Raw genomic sequence first — 18,086 nt, 5'->3', positions numbered from 1 at the left:
GGTCAGCGCAGTGTGGCCAGGGCTCCCGGCGCGATCTCGATCCGCACGCGGTCGCCCCCCTCGATCTCCAGGACCTCGCCGTCGATCTGCAGTGGCGCCGCCTTCAGTGCGGTGAACCGGTAGTCGGTGACGCTCGGCTGCTGCCCGAGGCCGGTGGTGGCGGCGTGCACGACCTTGGTGACCGCCCGCCAGCGGGGTTCGTGGGGTGTCAGGGTGACCTCGAAGAGGCCGTCCTCCGGGTCGCCGTTGTCGCTGAGCTTGAGCACCTTGGCCATCTGCGGGATGTTCGAGAACACCAGGCTGTCGATGGCGATGCGCCCGCCGTCGGCCAGCTCGACGCGCAGCGGCCGGAAACTGCTGAACGAGCGCACCACGGTGACGATCTCGCTCAGCGACCCCTTGGTGCCCTTCTCCAGCTCGACCGCGACCACCGGGGTGAGGCCGAACCCGATGTAGGAGTGCGCGTACCGGGTGAGCTTCTCGCCGTTGACGCTCAGGTGCAGCAGGTCCATCGGCCGCACCTCGTCCTGCGCGAGGGCCTCGGGCAGAGGACGCGGCGCGGTCACGCGGTGGTGGTCGTTCGCGTTGCCGGCGGCCACCACGGTGGCCACGGCGTGGGTGTCACCGGCATCCATGATCCCGTTCACCACTTCGTTGTACCCGCCGTCACCACTCACAGAGACGATCAGAGGACGCCCGTCACCGGCCGCCTCCTGGGCGAGGGTGCGTGCGTGCCCGGCATACTCGGTGGGCAGCAACTCGACCCGCGCATCGGGACGGCCGGCGAGCACCTCGTCCCTCAATTGGTGGGCCTTACCCTTCGCATCACCGGTGCTGTGGGGGTTGAAGATCAGGACGACCCGGTCGAACGGCATGCACTGATCATGGCGTTACCGGGGCGGAACGGCACGGTCAGCTGACCGATTCCTCCAGACTCACCGCCGCGGCGGCCTCGCGGATCAGCGTGACCGCCACGTCCTGGGCCTCGGGGACGTTGCGGCCCTCGTAGCGGCGCAGCACGATGCGGCGGGTGCCGAGCCCCGGCATCTCGAGCGGGCTGACCCCCGGGTGCGACTGGCCGATCAGGGCCAGCGACGGCACCAGAGCCACGCCCTCCCCCGCCGCGACCAGGGCGAGCGCGGTCTGGATGTCTTGGTAGCGGTGCACGGTCGGACCCGAGATCCCCAGGGCGCGCCGGACCCGGTGGGTGGCCTGGGAACCGGCGGCCGAGGCGTCGGGGCCGAGCCAGGGCAGGGACTGCCTGGCCAGGTCGACCACGTCGACCTGGGTCGCCCCGGCAGGTACGACCAGACGCCAGGGCTCGTCGAGCAGGGGTGTCTCGGTCATGTTCTTCGGCAGCCGGGGCGAAGCCTGCTGGGAGTCCAGTTCCAGCACCACCAGGTCCAGATCACCCGATCGGAGCATCCGCAGCAGCTCTTCCTGATCGTCTTCGCGCACCTCGAACCGCAGGCGGGGGTGGCGCTGCTTCCACTCCGGCAGGCTGGGCGCGAAGACGACCCGCAGGAAGGTCTGGAAGATCCCGACCCGCACCGTGCCGACCGGGTCGACCTCGTCCTCGAGCAGTTTGGCGCGCACCAGGTTCAGCGCCCGCTCGATCTCCTCGGCCGTCTCCACCAGGGCCTGACCGGCCTCGGTGAGCAGGATGCCATGAGCCGTCCGAGTGACCAGGGCGCAACCAGTTTCGGCCTCCAGACGGGCCAACTGCTGGGAAACGGCAGACGGCGTGACACCCAACTCGTCGGCCGCCGCCAGCACCCCTCCCTCCCGCGCGATCGCCAGCAGGAACCGGAGCCTCCGGGGGTCGATCCTCATGTTCAGTAACGCTAAACGCCGGATGCAGCGAAGTGCAATTGTGCTGAAGGCATCCGGAGTCTCATCATCATGCGCGGGAGACGGCGATCCGGCTCCCTCCCTCACGATCGAAAGAAGGCTGCTCCGATGGCGGCAATGCTCGGCTGGCTGGGCACCATGGGCACTTTCGGCGCCTATGTCCTCCTGAGCCGGGGGCGCTGGACGGCGACGTCCCTGCGCTACTCACTCCTCAACGCGATCGGCGGCACGGCCGGCGGCATCGCCAGTTCGATGTACGGAGCCTGGCCCAGCGCCGTCTCCAACCTGCTCTGGGCGGCGATCGGCACCCACGCCGTGGTCACCACGCTGCTGGAGCGCCGCCAGGCCTCCGTATCAACCTCGGTATCGGCCTCGGTATCAGCCCCGCCCCCGACCGGCCCGATCCCGGAATTCGCCTGATCAAGCGACTTCCACCCCGGACCGGTCGGTTTGAGGTAGCCGGGAGAGCTGCTTGAGCACCGGGTCGTCGCGGCGCCTGGCGTCGTCCGGCCGGCGCACCGCCCGAACAGCTGGGTGCTGATGCCGAGCACCGCCGCGGCGACCGGAAGCCGTTCCGCCTCACAAGTGTCCAGCACCGTGTCGTTCCCTTCCCAGACGCCTGCCGGCTTCCAGCCGAGGTTGTACGCAGCCTGGATCCCGGTGTTCAGCCAGCTGTCCCGGTCCAGGCCGCCGAGCTTCGCGTCGGCGATGAACAACCGTTCGGCCTCGTGTGTCTCACCCTCGAAACCGACACCGAGAGCGCGACGTACGGTGCTACGTGCACCATCGGCACCCACCACGGACCGGGTCGTGAGGCCCTCACCGCTGTCGAGCGTGAGATGTACGCCACGCTCGTCCTGGGTCAGGGTCTCCACCCCAGGCCGAACTCGATCGACAGCGTCGCCACCTTCTGGGACTTCCAGCGGCAGCACCGCACCGTGATGGTCGCCCTGCAGCAGGCCTCCACCGTGGACGAATCGTTCGCCCGGCGCCAGGACGAGATGCTGGAGCCCGACCTGCGGCACATCGCCGAGCACCTGTCCGGCCTGGACCTGCCGGGCGACCCGATCGTGGCCGCGACGATCATCAGCCGGCTGATGTGGTCGTTCGCCACCGTGCCCACGCCGCACACGAGCGACGACGAGGCGATCGAGACCCTCACGACCTTCATTCACGCCGGCCTCGCCGGACTGGGCCGCTCCTGATCCCATCAGGGTCAAAATCTTTACCACCGGGCGCAAATTAACCAGCCCGAAACGTAAGGACGCCCATGTCATCCCAGGTTTTCAATCTCCCGTCAATGCGGTGTACGGGATTTTGAATACTTCCCTTTACGTCTCCTGTGTGGGTATCTTTTTGGGACAGCAATACGTAAAGACTCTTCACTAATCATGACTCCCGCCCTGAAGGGGAACGCCATGAAGCGTGCTCGCTTGCTTGCCGTCGGCCTGTCCGCCGCCGCAGCAGTCGCGCTGGTCGCGACGATGTCACCCATGGGAGCCCAGGCCGCCACACCGGTGTCGGCGGCCGCGGCCACCTGCTCCGGAGCCACCTGGGCCAAGGACGTCGCCTACACCGGCGGCGCCGTCGTCACCTACAACGGTCATACCTGGACCGCGAAATGGTGGACGTACGGCGACGTTCCGGGGGCGAATTCACAGGACGTCTGGGTGGACGGAGGAGCCTGTGGCGGAACCAACCCGACCACACCTCCCACCACGCCACCCACGACTCCACCCACCACTCCCCCGACGACTCCACCCACCACTCCTCCGACCACCAGCGGTAAGAAGGTCGTCGGGTACTACACCGAGTGGAGCACCTACCAGCGCAACTTCCAGGTCAAGGCGCTGGACACCAGCGGTGCCGCGGCGAAGCTGACGCACATCAACTACGCCTTCGGCAACGTCACCGGGGGCAAGTGCGCCATCGGCGACGCCTACGCCGACTACCAGAAGACCTTCACCGCGGCGGATTCCGTGAGCGGTACGGCCGACACCTGGGACCAGGCGGTGGCGGGCAACTTCAACCAGCTGCGCCAGCTGAAGAAGAAGTACCCCAACCTCAAGGTGATCTGGTCGTTCGGCGGCTGGACCTGGTCGGGCGGCTTCGGTGCGGCGGCGGCCAACCCCACCGCCTTCGCCCAGTCCTGCCGGGCCCTGGTCGAAGACCCCCGCTGGGCCGATGTCTTCGACGGGATCGACATCGACTGGGAGTACCCGAACGCCACCGGCCTGACCACCGACACCAGCGGTTTCGACGCCTACCGCAAGCTGATGGCAGCCTTGCGCACCTCGTTCGGCAGCGACCTGGTCACCTCCGCTATCACCGCCGACGGCACCTCCGGCGGCAAGATCGAGAAGGCCGACTACGCCGGGGCAGCCCAGTACGTGGACTGGTACCTGCCGATGACGTACGACTTCTACGGCGCGTTCGACGCCGACGGCCCGACCGCCCCGCACTCACCGCTGACCGGTTACAGCGGGGCCCCGATCACCGGCTTCGACTCGGCCACGGCGATCGCGAAGCTGAAGAGCCTCGGGATCCCCAGCAGCAAGCTGCTTCTGGGCATCGGCTACTACGGCCGGGGCTGGACCGGGGTCACCCAGGCGGCACCGGGTGGTTCGGCCACCGGACCGGCACCGGGCACCTACGAGGCCGGCATCGAGGACTACAAGGTGCTCAAGACCTCGTGCCCGTCCACCGGCACCGTGGCCGGCACCGCGTACGCCAAGTGCGGCAGCAACTGGTGGAGCTACGACACGCCCGCCACCATCGCCGGGAAGATGACGTACGCCAAGCAGCAGAGCCTGGGCGGAGCCTTCGCCTGGGAACTGTCCGGTGACACCACCGGCGCCGAGCTGACGAAGGCCGTCTCCAGCGGCCTGGGCTGACACCACATCGGGGCGCCCGGCCCTCACCCTGACACTGGGCCGGGCGCCCTCTCCCCCTCGGAACCTTGGCGAACCTCGACGAAGAGGATTCTCTGACATGTCTTTCCGACGTATCTCCGCCCTCCTGGCCACCGCGTGCGTGGCCGTTCTCCTGGGCAGCGCCCCGGCCACCGCCGCCGTGCCCGCCCCACCGGCCGGATTCACCACCGTCTGGTCGGACGACTTCAACGGCACCGCGAACACCCTTCCCTCCTCCGGTAACTGGATCTTCGATCTCGGGCACAGCTACCCCGGCGGCGCCGGGAACTGGGGCACCGGCGAGATCGAGGAGATGACCAACCGCACCCAGAACGTCAGCCTCGACGGCAACGGGAACCTGCGGATCACCCCGCTGCGCGACGCCTCGGGCAACTGGACCTCCGCCCGGATCGAGACCCAGCGCACCGATTTCGCCGCCCCGGCGGGCGGAGTGGTGCGGTTCGAGAGCCGGATCCAGCTCCCGAACGTGACCGGGGCCGCCGCGCAGGGCATCTGGCCGGCCTTCTGGTCGCTCGGTGACGCCTTCCGCGGCAACTACACCAACTGGCCGGGCGTCGGTGAGATCGACGTGATGGAGAACGTCAACGGGGTGAACACCGGGTACGGCACCCTGCACTGCGGGGTCGCTCCCGGCGGTCCGTGCAACGAGTACAACGGGCTGGGCGGCAGCAAGTCCGGCTTCAGTCCCACCCTGCAGGGCGGATTCCACACCTACGCGGTGGAACTCGACCGCAGCACCTCGCCCGAGCAGCTGCGCTGGTACATCGACGGGCAGCAGTTCCACTCCGTCTCGGCGAGCCAGATGGACGCCACGACGTGGAACAACGCCACGCACCACGGCTTCTTCCTGATCCTCAACGTGGCCGTCGGCGGCAGCTGGCCGGGCAACCCGACCGCGTCCACCGCCTCCGGGGTCCCGATGACCGTCGACTACGTGACGGTCTCGAGCAGGAGCGGGGGCGGCACCACTCCTCCCCCGGCCGGTGGGAACCGCGACGCCTACGCCACCATCCAGGCCGAGAGCTACGACAGCCAGGTCGGTACCCAGATCGCCGACGTCGACGGCGGAGGCAAGAAGCTGGGATACATCGCGAACGGCGACCGGGCCGTGTACAACGGCGTGAACTTCGGCTCCTCGGCGGCCCACACGTTCGCGGCGAAGGTCGCGTCCGGGGCCGCCGCCGGCGTCAGCGGCCTGGTCGAGGTGCGGCTGGACAGTGCCACGGCAAGCCCGGTCTCGACCATCGCGGTGGCCAATACCGGCGGCTGGCAGACCTACAAGGAGGTACCGGGATCGCTGTCGGGCGTGACCGGCACGCACGACGTCTACCTGACGTTCTCGTCCGGGCAGCCGAGCGACTTCGTCGACCTGGACAGTTTCACCTTCCGGCACTGAGCAGGACGGCACCCGGTCACCGGGCCGGGATCCCCGGCCCGGTGACTCACCCCACCCCTTCAGCAGGGATTCAACCGCCAGGATGCAGACTGCTCAGGTGCGAGTCCTGGTGGTTGACGACGAGGCCCGGTTCGCCGAGGGCATCCGCCGGGGACTGGTCGCGGAGGGTTTCTCGGTGGACGTCGCCGAGAACGGGATCGACGGGCTCTGGCGGGCCCGCGAGGTGCAGTACGACGCGATGGTGCTGGACGTGATGATGCCCGGGCTCAACGGGTACCAGGTCTGCCGCACCCTGCGCGACGAGCACAACTGGACCCCGATCATGATGCTCACGGCCAAGGACGGCGCCTGGGACCAGGTCGAGGGGCTCGACACCGGCGCCGACGACTACGTGGTCAAACCGGTCGAGTTCCCGGTGCTGGTGGCCCGGCTGCGCGCCCTGGTGCGACGGGGACGGCCCGAGCGCCCGACCCTGCTGACCGTCGGCACCCTGGTGGTCGACCCGGCCTCCCGCGAGGTGCGGCGCGGGCGCACACCCATCACCCTGACCAGCCGGGAGTTCGCGGTGCTGGCCTTCCTGGCCCGGCGCGCGGGCACGGTGATGTCCAAGCAGGACATCCTCAACGGGGTGTGGGACGACGACTTCGAGGGCGACCCGAACATCGTCGAGGTCTACGTGGCCCACCTGCGGGCCAAGATCGACCGGCCGTTCGGGGTGGAGACCGTCGTGACCGTGCGCGGCGCCGGGTACCGGCTGATCGAGGATGCCTGAGCACCGGCGGTACGTCTCGACCTCCCTGCGTGTCCGCATCACCACCGCCACCACGATCATCGTGCTGCTGGTGCTGGCCGTCGGCGCCGCCGGGTTCGTGCTGCTGCTGCGCTCCCAGGTGAGCCGGGCCCAGTCCACCACCGCGCGGCAGCAGGCGGTGCAGCTGGCCCGCGAGACCGAGGCGGACGGCGTGCTGCCACCCTTCGAGGCCGACGAGGTGATCATCCAGCTGCAACGCGGCGGGCACGTGGTCGCGGTCGCGGACGACGACTTCGCGCAGGTCCCGCCCCTGCCGGTGAGCAGCCGGCCCCAGGTCGTGCGACTGATGGGCGAGCGCTGGGCCGTGCGCTCCAGCCGGGTGCGCCTGCAGGACGGCGTCGTGCAGTACATCGTGGTGGCGCGCTCGCTGGAGGGTGCGGACGACGCCACCCGGTCGGCGAGCTGGCTCCTGGGGGCGGGGGTACCGGCCGTGAGCCTGTTCGTCGCGGCGCTCACCTGGACGGTGGTCGGGCGATCACTGCGCCCGGTCGAGCAGATCCGTTCCGACGTGGAGAAGATCGGCGACGACCCGTCCGGACGCATCGTGGCCCCGCCCGGACGGGACGAGGTGGCGCGGATGGCCGAGACGATGAACCACATGCTCGCCCGCCTGGAGACGGCCCGGCACGTGCAGCAGCGGTTCGTGTCGGACGCCTCGCACGAGCTGCGCTCCCCCGTCGCCGCCATCCGCCAGCACGCCCAGGTGGCCCTGCTGCACCCGGACGCCACCACACTCACCGGCCTGGCCGAGGTGGTGGACACCGAGGCCGCCCGGCTCGAGGAACTGGTCAGCGACCTGCTGCTGCTGGCCCGGGTGGACGAGCGGCGCTCGGTGAACCGGCAGGAGATCGACCTGGACGACCTGGTGCTGGCCGAGGGCGCCCGGCTGCGTGCGCTCGGTGTACGGGTCGACGCCACCGGCGTGGGCCCGGCCCGCGTCGTCGCCGACATCGCCCTGATGACCCGCGCCGTGCGCAATGCCGTGGAGAACGCCCGCCGTCACGCCCGCACCACCGTCGCCCTCGGCCTGCACGACGACGGCGGCCACGCGGTTCTGCGGGTGGACGACGACGGCCCCGGGGTGCCGGTCGAGGACCGCGAGCGCGTCTTCCGCCGCTTCGAGCGGCGCGACGACTCCCGCGACCGGGACCGCGGCGGCGCCGGCCTGGGTCTGGCGATCATCGCCGAGGCCGCCCGCGACGCGGGCGGCTCGGCCCGGCTGGACACCTCCGCGCTGGGCGGCGCCCGGCTGGAGATGCGCCTGCCGACCAGCGGTTAGCCGGCCGACGTCTATTCGTCCGAGTCCTTCTTACTGGTCGCCGCCGCGTAGGCCTGGCCCGGGGTCATCGAGACGCCGTTGTACTTCACCGTGTTGTAGGTGCTCACCGGCACGCACTCGGCCTTCTTGGCGGTAGAGGCGTGGGAGTCGGTGAGGGCTTCCTTGCGCTGCTTGGTCGTGCTCTTGGGGTAGGTGTCGCCGGTGCTCCAGTCCTGGCCGATGACCAGGGTGACCTCGTCGACGTCGGTGCTCTTCCGCAGCAGGGACGAGGGCACGTCCAGGTCGGCGGCGAGCTGCTGGGCCTGGTCGACCTTGCCCTTGGGGTAGAGCACGGCCGTACGGCTCTGGAGGTCACCGGACGAGGAGTCGGTGACGGCCTGGTCATAGCCCTGTTGCTGGAGCACCTTGGTCAGCGCGGAGGCGCGGCCGTCCTGGCCGCCGCGGTTGCTCACCTCGACGGTGAAACTCGTGCCGGCCACCTGCTCGACCGCAGCCGTCGTGGCGGCGGCCGTCGGCGTGGAGGTCGCCGTCTTCGCCTTGGAGAGCGACTGGTCCTCGGCGATCGTGGCGAACAGCTTCTGGGCCGCCGCCGCGGGCACCACCCGGTTGGCGTTGTCCGGGTCGGCGGCCGTCTGCATCGTGGTGAAGGTGATGCGGTCGGTGCCGACCTTGTTGAACTCGGTGGCCAGGTCGATCAGCTTCGGGATGCTGTCCAGGCCCTCGTCGACGGTGAGGGCGCTGGTCGCCGCGTTCGCCACCCCGTACAGCTTGGTCGGGTTCAGCAGCGTGCCCTTGTCCTTCAGGGAACGGATGGACGCGGACAGGAACGCGTGCTGGCCGTAGGTGCGGCCCAGGTCGCTGCCGTCGCCGAAACCGTGGCGCGTGCGCACGAACTGCAGCGCGGCCTCGCCCTTGAGCGTGTGCTTGCCCTTGGACAGTTTCAGGTGCGAGTAGGTGTCGTAGACGTCGCCGCTGACGCAGACCTGCACGCCGCCGGTGGCGTCGGACATCTTGATCACGCCGGAGAAGTCGACCATCGCGAAGTGGTCGATCGTGATGCCGGTGAGCTGGTGGATCGCGGCCACCGAGCAGCCCGGGCCGTAGGCCAGGGCACTGTTGATCTGCCCGAACCGGGCCGCGACGCTCCGGCCGGTGGTCGAGTCCTCGCAGCCGGGCATGTCCGTCATCGTGTCGCGCGGAATGCTCATCGCGGTGATGTTGGTGCGGTCGGCCGAGACGTGCACCAGGAGCTCGACGTCGGCGTTGGAACCGGTGTCACCGCAGGCCCCTCCGAGCTTGCAGTTCTCCCCCTGCCGCGAGTCGGTCCCGATCACCAGCACATTGATCGGGAACCGGCCCTGGTCGTCGGCCTTCTGCACGCCCGCGCTGCCGGTCGTGCCGCTGAACAGGGCCGACGACGCAATGTTGCCGTTCAGGTGCTGGTAGAAGTACGCCCCGCCGCCGGCGGTGCTCGCGACCAGCAGCACCACGGTGCCGAGCACGTACTTGCCCCAGCCTCCGTACCGGCGACCGCGGGAGTGACGCACCGGTCGCGCTCCGTCGAGCTGTCGCTCCAGATCCCGCTGGGCTTTCCTCTGGCTCACGACCGGACATCCACACGGCGCGTCGAGCAGTTTCTGGGGACCACGCTGGCATGGTGACGCCCAGACCCTGAACCGCACCTGAACCATCGTTAACGCCAGGGTCGAAACCCTTGAGGCCCGTCACCCTCCGTGCGTCGGGCCTTACGAAAAGCTCTGTGTCAGACCCCGAACGAGGGACGACGCAGGGCTTCGGCGTCGGTCGTGGCGCGGAACTCCTCACGCTCGTAAAGATTCTGTGCGTAGGCCCAGAGACTGGCGAAACGCTGCAGCTCGGCCGAGATCCGCCCCGGACGGCCCGCGTCCGCCCCGAAACGCACGAGCGTCACCCACAGCCGCACGTCGGCCAGCGTGAGTTGTTCTCCCAGAAGGTAACGCGAGTTCGACAGGGTGCGGTCGAGGCGGGCGAAGGCCTCGTTCAGCAGGGCCCGGGCCCGATCGCCGTTGCGGTCACTGCCGATCCGCAGCCGTGAGGGCCCCTGATCGACGACCGGGCCGAGCCAGCGGTCCAGTTCGTCGATCTCGGCCCGCCGCTCGCGCGGGTAGAGCTGGACGCCGGTGGCCGACCAGCCGGCGAACTCGGTGGCGAGATCCCGCTCCAGGGTGGGGTAGTCGTTACTCACCACCCGGTAGGTGTCGCGGTCCCAGAGCGCCGGCACGGTGGCCGGGCCGGTGAACTGCGCATCGGTGGCCCGGTAGGCCTCTTCCAGACCGGGAAGCCGGTTGCGGTGCAGGGGCACCGGCGCGAGACGCCTCTCCCCCCGCGATCCCGGCGATCCCAGCGCGTCCGCCGATCCCAGCGCCCCCGCGGCATCGTCGACCGTCGAGACCGTGATCACGTCACCCAGCCCGGCGAGCGCGATCACCAGGGTGCTGCGGTGGGCCGCGGCGCTCGTGCGGTCGGCGAAGAGATGGAAGCGGCCGGGCGCGGCCACGAAGACCCCGGGCGGACCGTCCGGGGCGAATGTCGTCGGGTCGCCGAGCCTTCCGCAGATGGCCCGGCTGGTTCGGGTTCTCGTCCGGGTACGGGTCGTGGAGCCGGTCCGGATCTGTTCCGCCTGCCGCATGGTGACCTCCGAGTCCTGGCCGCCCCCACCGTTCCGGTCCGGGACGAGCCACGCTTGCCGCCGCAGGATCGCGACGGCCCGGTCTTCACCCGGAGCACCCCGCCGCGACAGGAGGGTTGCTGATCAGCGAGCCGGGGCTTGACGCTGATGCTCTTGACCTGTGAACCACGGTAACAAGCCGCAACCATAAAGTCGACAAGATTAGTAGACTTTACGCGGCGGGGGCGCGGAGGACGAAGAAGGTCGGGTACCAGCGGATCGCGAAACCGAGGTGCTCGTAGAGGCGGACGGCGGTGGTGTTGGTGGCGGCCGTGTGCAGCATCGGCACCTCCCCGCGCTCGCGGATGCCGTGGGCGACGGCCCGGATCACCCGGCCGGCCAGGCCCCGGCCCCGCTGGGCGGGATCGGTGCAGACCGCGCTGATCTCGGTGAAGCCCGGCGGCCGGAAGCGCTCGCCACCCATCGCCACCAGCTTGCCGTCGACGCGCACACCCCGGTAAGTACCGAGCTCGATGGTGCGGCGCTCGAACGGGCCCGGCTGGGTGCGGGCCACCAGATCGAGCATGTCGTCCACGTCGCCGGGGCCCAGCGTCAGGAGCTCCGGGTCGGGTGCGGTGACGAGTGCGTCGGTGGCCACCAGCTGCACGCCGGGCAGGTTCATCACGATCTCCCAGCCCGCGGGCAGGTGGTCGACGGTGTTCGCGGGGCCGGGCAGGAGCACGGTCCGCCCGGGCCCGGCCAGGTCGCCCAGGTCGGCCCAGACCTGCGGGTCGGCGGGGTCGGACATCCCGGTCATCGGGGAGACGTCGGCCGGGTACCGCACGGCCCGGTCGGTGCCGATCGCGAACCGCCGGTGCGGTCCGGTGAGGGAACTGTACGACGGGCGGTCGAGCGGGTGGAGCTGCTCGGGGCTGGAGTCGTTCGTCATGGTGCCGTTCCCTCGAAAGATCGCTACGTCGTGCGCAGTGCATCACGGAGGAGCTTTGCCGGGCAACCAGAGCTCAGGCCGAGGGCAGGGCCAGGCGGATGCGGGTGCCCGGCTCCGGGCCCGCCCCCTGCTGGGCCAGAGCCACCCGGCGGACGAAGGGCAGGCCCAGCCGTCGACCGGGCCGCGACGCCGGGTGAACTGCAGCGGCATCTCCAGGGTGTGGCCGCGATCATGGAGAGCCACTTCCGCTACGAGGAACGCATGTTCCTCACCGTGCTCGACGGGCTGGCCCTGGACTCGTCGCCGGAGGAGGTCCTGGGTCCGTTGTGACCAGTGGCCCCCCTAAGATGCCCCCAGACTTTCAGGATCGAGTGACACAGAGGTGGAACGGGCATGCAGGAGAACCTCTGGCTACGCCGGGTGGAAGACGACCCCAGTCATTCCCAGTGGTACATCGACCGTTTCCGGGCGATGGCGGAGCAGGGTGCCGACCTCGACGGTGAGGGCCGGATGATCGACGCGATGGTGCCGCGGGGATCGAAGATTCTCGACGCCGGCTGCGGTCCGGGCCGGCTCGGCGGGTATCTGGCGGGGCGGGGGCACGAGGTGATCGGGATGGACATCGACCCGACCCTCATCGCCGCGGCCGAGGACGACCACCAGGGCCCGACCTGGCTCGTCGGTGACCTCGGTGAGCTCGACCTGCCCGGCAGCGCCTTCGACGTGATCGTCTGCGCCGGCAACGTGATGACGTTCTGCGCCCCCTCCACCCGGGGCGAGATCCTCCGGCGTTTCCGCCGGCACCTGCTGCCCGGCGGACGCGTCGTCATCGGTTTCGGAGCCGGTCGCGGCTACGAGTTCGACGATTTCTTCGGCGATGCGAACCGGGCCGACCTGGTCGCCGAGCTCCTGCTGAGCACCTGGGACCTGCGCCCGTTCGCCCCGGACTCGGACTTCATCGTGGCGGTGCTGTCAGCGGCTTGATCAAAGCCGCGGGTCAACATGGATCTTCGGGCCCGGCCCGGCGTTTCCCGGTCGGCGCCCGGCCAGCACCTCCGCCGCACCCTCCAGCGGAACGGTCGCCGCGACCAGCGGACGCGGATCCAGCGCGCCCTGCGCGAAAAGGTCGACCACGCCCGCCAGGGCCCCCGATCCGGACAGAACCCCGACCGCGGTGACGTCTTTCAGCACCAGGGTGCGGGTGTCCACCCGGCTGGGCGCGGCCGCGAGCCCGATGAACACCACGCGGCCGCCGGGATCGACCAGCTCGGCGGCCAGCGCGGGAACGTCCGGGCCGCCGGCGGCGTCGATCACCGCGTCGAAACCCTTGGCCCGGTCCACGTGCTCCCGGGTCGAGACCGGGTCGAACCCGAGTGTGGACGCGAAGAGCAGGCTTTCGGGGGTCGGCCCGGCGATGCTCACCTCGGCTCCGCAGGCCCGGGCGATCAGCGCGCTCAGCAGCCCGATCGTGCCCGGCCCGACGACCAGCAGCCGCGAGCCCGGCTGGATCGCAGCTCCCCGCACCGCCCGCAGGGCGTTCGCCGACGGCTCGATCAGCGCGCCGGCCACCTCGTCCACTGTTTCGGGGAGAGCGACCAGGGCCGATGCCGGTACGGGCAGTTGCTCGGCGAGCGCGCCGGGCCAGCCGCCGCGGATGCCGATCTCGTACCGGTCCGCGCAGAGGTGCTGCCGGCCGCCGGCGCACAGCCGGCAGGCGCCGCAGCCCAGCATGGTGTCGCCGCTGACCCGTCGCCCGAGCCAGGAGGGGTCGACGCCGGGGCCGACCTCGCTGACCCGGCCGCACCATTCGTGACCGATGCGCAGCGGGTAGGCGGCGTGCCCGGTGGCCAGGTAGGACATGTGCCCGGAGAAGAACTCGGCGTCGGTGCCACAGACCCCGGCCCGCTCGACGTCGACGATCACCTGTCCGGCGGCGACGTGCGGCGGGGGCACATCCTGCACCGCGGCCTGCCCCGGACCGGTGACGACGAAGGCCCTCACGACAGCGCCACCAGCACCTTGCCCGGCGTCCCGTCGCCCGCCGCCAGTGCCGCGAACGTCTCCGGGGCCTCGTCCAGCGGCACGATGCGACTGATCAGAGCGCGGGACGAGGTGGTCTCCCCGGCGACGAGCCGCGCGGCTTCGCGGAAGTCGTCGGCCGAGTAGGTGAAGCTGCCCACCAGGGACCGTTCCGTGGTGGTGATCTCGAACGCGTCGATGGACACCCGGGGCCGGCCCCGGCCGACGAGGCAGACCACGCCACCCACCCGGGTGGCGATCAGGGCGTCGGCGAGGCTCGCGTCCACCCCCACGGCGTCGATGGTGACGTCGGCCAGCCGCCCGAACCGGGCCTCCACCCGTTCGGCCAGCGGGCCGGTGGCCGCGTCCCGGGGGTCGATCGCCACCGCCCCCAGATGCTCGACCAGTTCCCGCCGGGCCGCGTCGATCTCGCTCACGAGAACAGGATCGACCCCGGCGTGCCGCAGCGCCAGCACCACCGACTGACCGATCGGGCCGCCGCCCACGACCAGCGTGTTGCGGGCGCCCGCCGCCCCGGCGCGGCGCAGGGCGTGCACGGCCACGGCGACCGGCTCGATCAGCGCGCCGTGCTCGAGGGGCAGGCCGTCGGGCAGCGGCACGACGTTGCGCGCGGGCACCAGCACCTGCTCGGCGAAGGCCGCGTCGACGTCGGGCCGCACGCCGAGCACGTACTTACCCGGATGCAGGTGCTCGCGGCCGGCCCAGGCCGGGGTCGGGGGCGCCACCACCGGGTTGAACGTCACCGCCTGACCGACGTCCAGACCGGTGACCTCACTGCCCACCGACCGGATGTGTCCCACGCTCTCGTGACCCATCACCTGGCCGGGCTCCCGGCGGCCGCTGGCACCGGTGTATCCGTGCAGGTCGGACCCGCAGATGCCGGTGAAGGCGACATCCAGCACCACGTCGTGCGGCCCGGCGACCGGGTCGGGCCGCTCGGCCACGACCAGGCGGTGAAAGTCTTCGAGTACCAGCGCGCGCATGCGGGACCACTCCTTCGACCGGACGCAACCGGCGGGGCCGGGCGAAACACTCTTATACGTCACGAATCGTTCCCGGAGCCAGGGGTGCGGCGGACGGACCGGCGCAGGCAGGGTGCCGCACTCCTAGGCAGCGGCGTCCTACCCCCGCGAGCCGGCTCTCCTCAGGATGAGGACATGACCACGACGACACCCCTGACGATGACCATCGACGGCTCTCCGGCAACGACTTTCGCCACCTTCACCGTGACCGACCCGGCGACCGGTCTCCCGGCCGGCCAGGCCCCGGACGCCACCCGCGAACAGCTCGACACCGCCGTGGCTGCGGCCCGCCGGGCGCAGCCCGCCTGGGCCGCCCTCGGCCCGGACGAGCGGCGTGACCACCTGCGGGCGATCGCCGACATCATCGACGCGCACACCGACGAGCTGGCCGGGCTGGTGACGGCGGAGCAGGGCAAGCCGCTGGCCGTCGCGGTGACCGAGGTGAGCGGCCTGAGCTTCTGGCTGCGCGAGACCGCGGGCCTGGACCTGCCGGTGACCGTCAATCAGGACGATGCGCAGCGGCGCTCGGTGACCCGGCACGTGCCGCTGGGGGTGGTCGCGGCGATCACGCCGTGGAACTATCCGATGGGCCAGCTCTCCTTCAAGCTCGGCCCGGCCCTGCTGGCGGGCAACACCGTGGTCGTCAAACCCTCCGACCTCGCTCCCCTGTCCGCGCTGCGCCTGGGAGAACTGATCCGGCAGGCGGTTCCGGCCGGCGTGGTGAACGTCGTCACCGGCATCGGGGAGCTGGGGGCCTGGATGAGCGGCCACCCCGGCTTCGACAAGATCAGTTTCACCGGTTCCACCCGCACCGGCCGGGCCGTGATGGCGGGGGCGAGCGCGTCGCTCACCCGGGTCACCCTCGAGCTCGGGGGCAACGACCCCGCCGTCGTGCTGGCCGACGCCGACCCGGAGGCGGTGGCCGACCAGCTGTTCTGGGCCGCCTTCAGCAACACCGGGCAGATCTGCCTGGCCAGCAAGCGGATCTACCTGCACACCGACGTCTTCGACCGGGTCGCGGCGCGGCTCGTGCAGCTCGCGGACGAGGTGGTCGTCGGGGACGGGCGCGACGAGAAGACCCAGATCGGGCCGGTGTCGAACCGGCGCCAGTACGACACCGTCGTGGACCTGCTCCAGGACACCGTCGACCAGGGCTACGAGATCCTCGCCGGTGGCCTGCCCGATCCGGACCAGGCCGGGTACTTCATCCGCCCGACGATCGTCGGGCAGCCGCCGGAGACCGCGCGCATCGTGCAGGAGGAGCAGTTCGGCCCGGTGCTGCCGCTGCTGAGGTACGACGACGTGGACGACGCGATCGCTCGCGCGAACGCCGGTGAGTACGGTCTCGGTGCCTCGGTCTGGTCGGCCGACCCGCAGGCCGCGCTGGCCGTCGCCGAGCGGATCGAGGCCGGCACGGTCTGGGTGAACGAGGTCATGCACCTGTCCCCGACCGCCGCGTTCGGCGGGCTCAAGCAGTCCGGGGTCGGGGTCGAGAGCGGCCAGGCCGGGCTGCTGGAGTTCACCGAGCGCCAGACCGTCACGGTCCGGCACCCGGCCTGACCGCCCTGACCGGCCTGACGGCTGTGGGTTTCTGACCGTTGGTGCCCGGTCGGCGCCGGGGTCTGGCCGGGCGGCGTGCCGGTGGCTACCGTGTGCAGCGCGTGCGCAGTGACGCGTGGCCGGTGCCGACCAGGAGCCGAGGGAGTCGCACGGGCATGTTCGAGATCGTCGGCGGTTCGCACTGCGTGCTCGGTGAGGGCCCGATGTGGGACGCCGAGCGCGAGATCGTTCGCTGGGTGGACATCGAGGGTGGCCGGGTCTGGGAGGGCCTGGACTCGCCGAGGGTGGTGCTCAAGCGGGAACCCACGCTGGGCGCGGTGATTCACAGCGAGGCCGGTGACCTGCTGCTGGCCCGGCAACGCGGGCTGGAACACGTGGACGTGCCGGGGGACGTGGTTGCCACCGTGACCCTGGTGCCGGACGGGGTGAACAGCCGCCTCAACGACGGGAAGTGCGACCCGGCCGGGCGTTTCCTGGTCGGCAGCATGGCCCTGGACGACCGTCGCGGCTCCGAGCGCCTGTGGCGCCTGGAGCACGACGGCGGCCTCACCGTGCTCGACGACGACCTGAGCCTGTCCAACGGCCTGGGCTGGAGCCCCGACGGCGCCACGATGTACCAGGTCGACACCGTGCCCGGGATGATCTGGAGACGCACCTACGACCCGGACACCGGTGCCGCCGGCCGGCGTCACCTGCTGGTCGCGATGGGCGGCGCCGACGGCCTGACCGTCGACGCCGCCGGCAACCTCTGGGTCGCCGTCTGGGGAGCCGGACAGGTCCGCGTCCTCTCCCCCCGGGGCGTGCTGCTCGAGGAGTTCGACACCGGCGCACCCCTGACCACGAGCTGCGCGTTCACCGGCCCCGACCTCGACCTGCTGGTGGTGACCACCGCGGACCGGACGGTGGCGGGCGTCCCCCGCTCTGATCGTGCGGGCTCGGTGCTGACGCTCCGCACGACCCACCGGGGGCTGCCCACCACCCCGTGGCGGCCCGGGCCTCTCAGCCCTTCCCGGCCCTGAGCCGAATCAGAAGCCGTTGACCCAGATCTGGGCCGGTGTGCCGTTGCACTTGTACAGCTGCATGCGAGCACCGGCCGTGGCCACGCCGCCCGGTACGTCGAGGCAGGCGCCGCTGTCCTTCCAGTGGAGGCGGGACTCGATCTTGGCGACCGCGGGCAACGCCGCACCGGTGTTGTACTCCTCGTCGCTGACCGTGTAGCAGTCCCACTGGTAGATGGCAGCCCCGTTGGCCGTGTCCCGGTTGCTCATGCACAGACCGCTGAGCTGGTTCACGAACTTGTAGTGGTACTTCGACACGAAAACGGTCTGCCAGCTCTGGGCCAGGCTTTCGGGACCGCTGGTCACGCACGGCATCTGGACCAGGTAGGCCCCCACCGCCGTGGACTGGTACTCGGGCTCCAGACACAGGTTGGTGCCAGAGTTCTTGATCGGCTTGAAAACACCGCTGAGCAGCGGCTTCACTGGGGCGTCGGACGAAGACGCGGCGTTCGCCGCGACCCCGGCCGGGATCAGGGTGCCGGCCACCAGTACGGTGGCGGCGAGGAAACGACCTGCGAGAGAGCGCATTCAGAGATTCCC

The 18,086-nt window shown here is 70.6% G+C and carries 16 protein-coding genes, 2 pseudogenes and 1 riboswitch; of the genes and pseudogenes, 9 read left to right on the top strand and 9 right to left on the bottom strand.

Annotation, left to right across the window (positions count from 1 at the left end; all coding sequences use genetic code 11):
- Positions 1–2: 2 nt before the first annotated feature.
- Together LR393_RS04605 and LR393_RS04600 are read right to left on the bottom strand one after the other, a co-directional pair.
- A complete protein-coding gene (locus LR393_RS04605) occupies positions 3–875 on the bottom strand; it encodes a diacylglycerol/lipid kinase family protein (RefSeq protein WP_231481881.1) in 873 nt (290 codons plus the stop codon).
- Positions 876–912: 37 nt separating this feature from the next.
- The gene (locus LR393_RS04600) at positions 913–1,833 is read right to left on the bottom strand and encodes a LysR family transcriptional regulator (protein WP_231481879.1); all 921 of its coding nucleotides are present in this window, start codon (positions 1,831–1,833) and stop codon (positions 913–915) included.
- A 126-nt stretch (positions 1,834–1,959) separates the two neighbouring features.
- Between LR393_RS04600 and LR393_RS04595 the strand changes: the two genes are divergently transcribed.
- Positions 1,960–2,271, top strand: coding sequence for a CBU_0592 family membrane protein (locus LR393_RS04595; RefSeq protein WP_231481872.1), 312 nt, complete (start codon positions 1,960–1,962; stop codon positions 2,269–2,271).
- Positions 2,272–2,408: 137 nt separating this feature from the next.
- Here LR393_RS04595 and LR393_RS36920 read toward each other — a convergent pair.
- A pseudogene (locus tag LR393_RS36920) lies at positions 2,409–3,062 on the bottom strand (FAD-dependent monooxygenase); the annotation flags it as partial.
- 207 nt (positions 3,063–3,269) lie between these two features.
- Here LR393_RS36920 and LR393_RS04585 point away from each other — a divergent pair.
- The 4 genes from LR393_RS04585 to LR393_RS04570 all read left to right on the top strand — a co-directional run bounded on the left by LR393_RS04585 (position 3,270) and on the right by LR393_RS04570 (position 8,270).
- Positions 3,270–4,745: a glycosyl hydrolase family 18 protein gene (locus LR393_RS04585; RefSeq protein ID WP_231481869.1), complete on the top strand. Its 1,476-nt coding sequence runs from the start codon at positions 3,270–3,272 to the stop codon at positions 4,743–4,745.
- Positions 4,746–4,842: 97 nt separating this feature from the next.
- Positions 4,843–6,180, top strand: a complete 1,338-nt coding sequence (locus tag LR393_RS04580) for a carbohydrate-binding protein (protein ID WP_231481867.1) — start codon at positions 4,843–4,845, stop codon at positions 6,178–6,180.
- A gap of 97 nt (positions 6,181–6,277) precedes the next feature.
- The gene (locus LR393_RS04575) at positions 6,278–6,952 is read left to right on the top strand and encodes a response regulator transcription factor (protein WP_231481865.1); all 675 of its coding nucleotides are present in this window, start codon (positions 6,278–6,280) and stop codon (positions 6,950–6,952) included.
- Positions 6,945–8,270, top strand: coding sequence for a HAMP domain-containing sensor histidine kinase (locus LR393_RS04570; RefSeq protein ID WP_231481863.1), 1,326 nt, complete (start codon positions 6,945–6,947; stop codon positions 8,268–8,270). Before LR393_RS04575 ends, LR393_RS04570 begins: the two co-directional genes overlap by 8 nt.
- An 11-nt stretch (positions 8,271–8,281) precedes the next feature.
- Here LR393_RS04570 and LR393_RS04565 read toward each other — a convergent pair whose 3' ends face one another.
- The 3 genes from LR393_RS04565 to LR393_RS04555 form a co-directional block, all read right to left on the bottom strand.
- Positions 8,282–9,874 carry an LCP family protein gene (locus tag LR393_RS04565; RefSeq protein ID WP_231481862.1) on the bottom strand — a complete coding sequence of 531 codons (1,593 nt, stop codon included), beginning with the start codon at positions 9,872–9,874 and terminating at the stop codon, positions 8,282–8,284.
- Between the two features lie 158 nt (positions 9,875–10,032).
- Entirely contained in the window at positions 10,033–10,938 is a 906-nt protein-coding gene (locus tag LR393_RS04560) for a glutathione S-transferase C-terminal domain-containing protein (RefSeq protein WP_231481861.1), read from the bottom strand.
- A 45-nt stretch (positions 10,939–10,983) separates the two neighbouring features.
- Positions 10,984–11,097: riboswitch (SAM riboswitch) on the bottom strand.
- A gap of 52 nt (positions 11,098–11,149) precedes the next feature.
- Positions 11,150–11,866, bottom strand: a complete 717-nt coding sequence (locus tag LR393_RS04555) for a GNAT family N-acetyltransferase (RefSeq protein WP_231481852.1) — start codon at positions 11,864–11,866, stop codon at positions 11,150–11,152.
- A 168-nt stretch (positions 11,867–12,034) separates the two neighbouring features.
- Between LR393_RS04555 and LR393_RS36915 the strand changes: the two are divergent.
- Together LR393_RS36915 and LR393_RS04550 are read left to right on the top strand one after the other, a co-directional pair.
- A pseudogene (locus LR393_RS36915) lies at positions 12,035–12,196 on the top strand (hemerythrin domain-containing protein); the annotation flags it as partial.
- Positions 12,197–12,259: 63 nt separating this feature from the next.
- A complete protein-coding gene (locus LR393_RS04550) occupies positions 12,260–12,850 on the top strand; it encodes a class I SAM-dependent methyltransferase (protein ID WP_231481845.1) in 591 nt (196 codons plus the stop codon).
- Here the strand turns inward: LR393_RS04550 and LR393_RS36175 are convergent, their stop codons facing one another.
- Both LR393_RS36175 and LR393_RS04540 read right to left on the bottom strand, forming a co-directional pair.
- Positions 12,851–13,867, bottom strand: a complete 1,017-nt coding sequence (locus LR393_RS36175; protein ID WP_231481843.1) for a zinc-dependent alcohol dehydrogenase — start codon at positions 13,865–13,867, stop codon at positions 12,851–12,853. It lies immediately after the preceding gene.
- Positions 13,864–14,889: a zinc-dependent alcohol dehydrogenase gene (locus LR393_RS04540; protein ID WP_231481835.1), complete on the bottom strand. Its 1,026-nt coding sequence runs from the start codon at positions 14,887–14,889 to the stop codon at positions 13,864–13,866. The genes LR393_RS36175 and LR393_RS04540 overlap by 4 nt, the downstream gene beginning before the upstream one ends.
- Positions 14,890–15,063: 174 nt before the next feature.
- On the opposite strand from LR393_RS04540, the gene LR393_RS04535 reads away from it, so the two are divergent.
- Together LR393_RS04535 and LR393_RS04530 are read left to right on the top strand one after the other, a co-directional pair.
- Entirely contained in the window at positions 15,064–16,488 is a 1,425-nt protein-coding gene (locus tag LR393_RS04535; protein WP_231481827.1) for an aldehyde dehydrogenase family protein, read from the top strand.
- Positions 16,489–16,643: 155 nt separating this feature from the next.
- Positions 16,644–17,507, top strand: coding sequence for an SMP-30/gluconolactonase/LRE family protein (locus tag LR393_RS04530; RefSeq protein WP_231481825.1), 864 nt, complete (start codon positions 16,644–16,646; stop codon positions 17,505–17,507).
- Positions 17,508–17,513: 6 nt separating this feature from the next.
- Here LR393_RS04530 and LR393_RS04525 read toward each other — a convergent pair whose 3' ends face one another.
- On the bottom strand, positions 17,514–18,074 hold the full coding sequence (locus LR393_RS04525) for an RICIN domain-containing protein (protein WP_231481823.1): 561 nt from the start codon (positions 18,072–18,074) through the stop codon (positions 17,514–17,516).
- Positions 18,075–18,086: the final 12 nt, after the last annotated feature.

The organism is Kineosporia mesophila (genome assembly GCF_021129235.1).
GTDB lineage: Bacteria > Actinomycetota > Actinomycetes > Actinomycetales > Kineosporiaceae > Kineosporia > Kineosporia mesophila.
The sequence above is the reverse complement of the archived record's forward strand: the minus strand, read 5'-3'. Positions and strand labels throughout refer to the sequence as shown.